Origin of the sequence: Streptomyces sp. NPDC059853 (assembly GCF_042731495.1) — a bacterium.
GTDB lineage: Bacteria > Actinomycetota > Actinomycetes > Streptomycetales > Streptomycetaceae > Streptomyces.
The window spans coordinates 1-3,723 of sequence record NZ_JBHWJL010000406.1 but is presented as its reverse complement, the minus strand read 5'-3'; the positions used below and the strand labels follow the sequence as shown (position 1 = coordinate 3,723).

The following is a 3,723-nucleotide window of genomic DNA, read 5'->3' as shown; positions in this document are numbered from 1 at the left end:
CCATGGCCGTCCACTCCCCCGCCCCCCCCCCCCCCCCCACCCCCACCCCCCCCCCCCGCGCCCCCCCCCGCCGCCCCCGGGGGCCCCGCGGCCCCGCCCGGCGACGATGCCAAGGAGCAGCGCCGGGCCGCTCGCCGTTCCCGCCGATATCAGCGGGACACCAAGTGGAGCCCGTACGGCTTCATCGCGCCCTTTTTCGTCTTCTTCGCCGCGTTCGGGCTCTTCCCGCTGCTGTACACGGGCTGGTCGGCCCTGCACCGGGTGTCCCTTCACAACCCGAACGAACTGGAATGGGTGGGCTTCCAGAACTTCACCCGGCTGTGGCAGGACGAGTTCTTCTGGAACGCCCTGGGCAACACCTTCACCATCGGCGTCATCTCCACGGTGCCGCAGCTGCTGATGGCCCTGGGCATCGCCCATCTGCTCAACTACAAGCTGCGCGGCTCGATGATGTTCCGGGTCGCGATGCTGACCCCGTACGCCACCTCCATCGCCGCCGCCACCCTGGTCTTCGCGATGCTGTACGGCCGGGACTACGGTGTGATCAACTGGGCGCTCGGCCTGGTGGGGATCGACCCGGTGTCCTGGGAAGCGGGCAGCTGGAGCAGCCAGTTCGCCGTGTCCACCATCGTCATCTGGCGCTGGACCGGCTACAACGCGCTGATCTACCTGGCCGCGATGCAGGCTGTCCCGCACGATCTGTACGAGTCGGCGTCGCTGGACGGTGCCAGCCGCTGGCAGCAGTTCATCCATGTGACGATCCCGTCGCTGCGTCCGACGATCATCTTCACCGTCGTGGTCTCGACCATCGGCGCCACGCAGTTGTTCGGTGAGCCGCTGCTGTTCGCCGGGTCGCCCGCGGGTGGTTCGCAGTCCCAGTACCAGACGCTCGGTCTGTACATGTACCAGATGGGGTGGTTCAACTTCCATCTCGGCCGAGCGGCGGCCATCGCCTGGACCATGTTCCTCCTGCTGATCATCATCGGGCTGGTCTACTGGGCGATCATGCGCTGGGTGAACCGCGATTCCGCCGGCAAGGAGGCGTGACCCGTGACTACCACTGAGACCGAGAGCGCGGAGCGCGCGGCGGGCGTGGCCGGGAAGTCCCCGGCCCCGGAATCCGGTGGCCGGGGCGACGGCACGGCGGGCGGTTCCTCCGGGCGGCGCCGGCGCGGCCGGCGGGCGGGCAGCGCCGGCCGGCAGATGCACGGCGGCTGGCTGACGTACACCATTCTGATCATCTTCACCATCGGTTCGCTGGTCCCGCTGGTGTGGCAGCTGATCGCGGCGTCCCACTCCTCGGGCCGGCTGGCGCAGACGCCGCCGCCGTTCTGGTTCGGCGACCGGCTCTTCGACAACCTGGAGCGGGCCTGGACCGACGCCAACCTGGGTCTCGCGCTGCTGAACACCACCTTCGTGGCCGGCACCATCACCGTCTCCACGGTGCTGTTCGCGACGCTGGCCGGGTTCTCGTTCGCCAAACTGCGGTTCCGGGCGAAGAACGTGCTGATGCTGCTGGTGATCGGCACCATGATGGTTCCCCCGCAGCTGACGGTGGTTCCGCTGTTCATGGGGGCCGCCAAGCTGGAGTGGGTGGACCAGCTGCAAGTGGTCATCCTGCCGATGATGGTGAGCGCCTTCGGGGTGTTCTTCATGCGGCAGTACCTGTCGCAGGCGCTGCCCACCGAACTGATCGAGGCCGCCCGGATGGACGGCGCGCACAGCCTGCGGGTGGTGTGGCACGTGGTGTTCCCGGTGGCGCGGCCGGCGATGGCGGTCCTGGGCATGCTCACCTTCGTGGCCGCCTGGAACGAGTTCTTCTGGCCGATCATCGCCCTCACCCAGCGAAATCCGACCGTCCAGGTGGCCCTGACCAATCTCGGTCGTGGGTATGTACCCGATCAGGGCGTCATCATGGCGGGCGCGTTGCTGGGCACGCTGCCGCTGCTGATCGCGTTCGTCCTGTTCGGCAAGCAGATCGTCGGCGGCATCATGCACGGCGCGATCAAGGGCTGAACACCGCCGCGGGCCGCACAACGGCCCGCGGTGGGGCGGCGGCGCCCGGGTGATCCCGGGGGCCGCCGCGGGCAGCACTGTCCGGCGAGGTCGGTTACCCTCTGAAACAAGCAAAAATGGGAGCGCTTCCATGACTGAAAACAATCCACGAGTGTTTCCACCGGACTTCCTGTGGGGCGCGGCCACGGCCGCCTATCAGATCGAGGGAGGCGCTCGCGAGGGCGGCCGGACCCCCTCGATCTGGGACACGTTCAGCCATACGCCCGGCAAGGTCCTGGCCGGCGACACCGGCGACGTGGCCTGCGACCACTACCACCGCTGGCGCGACGATCTCGCGCTGATGTCCGAGCTGAACCTGCGCTCGTACCGGTTCTCCGTCTCCTGGCCCCGGGTCCAGCCCACCGGGCGCGGTCCGGCCGTCCAGCGCGGGCTCGACTTCTACCGCGAACTGGTGGACGGGCTGCTGGAGCGCGACATCACCCCCATCGTCACCCTCTACCACTGGGACCTGCCCCAGGAGCTGGAGGACGCCGGCGGCTGGCCGGAGCGGGAGACGGCCGAGCGGTTCGCCGAGTACGCGGGGATCGTCGGCGAGTCCCTGGGCGACCGGGTGTCGCTGTGGACCACGCTCAACGAGCCGTTCTGCAGCGCGTTCCTGGGCTACGGCTCCGGCGTGCACGCCCCCGGGCGCCACGACCACGAGTCGGTGCTGCGCGCCGCGCACCACCTCAACCTCGCGCACGGCCTCGGTACGCAGGCGCTGCGCTCGGTGCTGCCGCGGGCCGCCGAGGTGTCGATCAGCTTCAACCCCGGCGTGGTGCACCCGCTCGACCCCGAGTCGGAGTCGGACCGCGACGCGGCGCGCCGGATCGACAACCTGCACACCCGGATCTTCTCCGACCCGGTGCTGCACGGTTCCTACCCGGAGGACCTGAAGCGGGACACCGCGCGGGTGACCGACTGGTCCTTCGTCCGGGACGGCGACGAGGCGATCATCCACCAGCCGCTGGACGCGATCGGGATCAACTACTACACCACCACCGTGGTGTCCGGGCCGGTCGAGGACGAACTGCCGGAGAGCAAGCGGGCGGACAACCACGGCAAGTCCGAGCACTCCATGTGGGTCGGCGCCGAGGACGTGGTGTTCCACCGGCCGGCGGGCGACGTCACCGAGATGGGCTGGACGGTCGCCCCGGCCGGGCTGACCGAACTGCTGCTGCGCTTCAGCCGCGAGGCACCGAAGCTGGGTCTGTACGTGACCGAGAACGGCGCGGCGTACGACGACAAGCCCGACGCCACCGGCGCGGTGCACGACCCGGAGCGCATCTCCTATCTGCGGCAGCACTTCGCGGCCGTGCACGAGGCGATGGAGCAGGGCGCCGACGTGCGCGGCTACCAGGTGTGGTCGCTGCTGGACAACTTCGAGTGGGCCTTCGGGTACAGCAAGCGCTTCGGCATCGTCCACGTGGACTTCGACACCCTGGCGCGTACCCCGAAGTCCAGCGCCCGCTGGTACGCCGGGGTCATCGCCTCGAACCAGCTCCCCGCCTCCTCGAGCGACTAGCCACCGCCGCCTACCGTCGCTTTCCCGGAAGGGGGGACGGGGGGGCCTGGCGCCTGGTCCGCCGCCGTGCCTGTGCGCGGCGGGGGGGCCGGGCCCGGGGGAGTGCCCGGCCCCCGGCCGGCGGGGTGGCGGCCCCGGGGCGG

The 3,723-nt window shown here is 70.1% G+C and carries 3 protein-coding genes; all 3 read left to right on the top strand.

Annotated elements, in window-relative coordinates; genetic code table 11:
• Positions 1-1,047: carbohydrate ABC transporter permease (locus tag ACFV5N_RS25795; RefSeq protein ID WP_385604342.1), on the top strand; the 1,047-nt coding region annotated here is incomplete at its 5' end.
• Between the two features lie 156 nt (positions 1,048-1,203).
• Positions 1,204-2,016, top strand: coding sequence for a carbohydrate ABC transporter permease (locus ACFV5N_RS25790; protein WP_078575973.1), 813 nt, complete (start codon positions 1,204-1,206; stop codon positions 2,014-2,016).
• 130 nt (positions 2,017-2,146) lie between these two features.
• Entirely contained in the window at positions 2,147-3,580 is a 1,434-nt protein-coding gene (locus ACFV5N_RS25785; protein ID WP_385604339.1) for a GH1 family beta-glucosidase, read from the top strand.
• Positions 3,581-3,723 lie beyond the last annotated feature (143 nt).